Annotated in this window: 1 protein-coding gene; it reads right to left on the reverse strand. The window is 44.1% G+C overall.

The window, feature by feature from the left end:
* A partial coding sequence (locus QWI17_RS00445; protein ID WP_302720529.1) for a condensation domain-containing protein occupies positions 1–714 on the reverse strand: 714 nt, incomplete at both ends.

Raw genomic sequence — 714 nt, forward strand, 5'->3', positions numbered from 1 at the left:
ATGTTCGTAATCAACCAAGCTCAGCAATGAGTCGTGTAATTTCTTCACCCAATCAATGGATGTCTGGTCGGTTAACTGCACCCTAAGCGGCAACGTGTTGATAAACAATCCCACAGCACTGTCTGAGCCAGACTGCGCCTGCAATCGCCCCGAAAGTACAGTGCCAAATACTATATCTTTTCGATTGCTACTCGACGCCACCACCAGACTCCAGGCCGCATGAAATATTGTCGCAACGGATACATTCGATCTCCTACCAATCTCACGAATACTGTCAGCAAGTGCTGACGAAATATCTACTCGATGAACCGATAGACTTGAACGCCTCTGACTTGCACCCAGCCCGAATGGCAACGTCGGTTGAAAAACGTCTGACAGCATTTCTGTAAAGAACGCATGATCATCACGCTCTTTTTCTAAACGCCGTATATTTGCAATATAATTTCGATAGGGGACAGGATTAGAGAGAACCGAAGAGTTATCGTCTATAATTTTTAATACTTCATTTTGAACTAATGCTGCCCCCTGATGATCAAGTACAACATGATGAAGTAAAAGCAATAGATAATAGGTACCATCTTTCGTATTTTGAGCCAACTGAACCTGCAGCAAACCCGCACGTTCCAGATCCATCTGATGAACTTCAGGATCACATAACTCACCGAAGAAAGTTTCTATAGACTGGTCAACCGGAACCTCCAACCACTTCACTAA

It is taken from the genome of Gilvimarinus gilvus (assembly GCF_030518155.1).
GTDB lineage: Bacteria > Pseudomonadota > Gammaproteobacteria > Pseudomonadales > Cellvibrionaceae > Gilvimarinus > Gilvimarinus gilvus.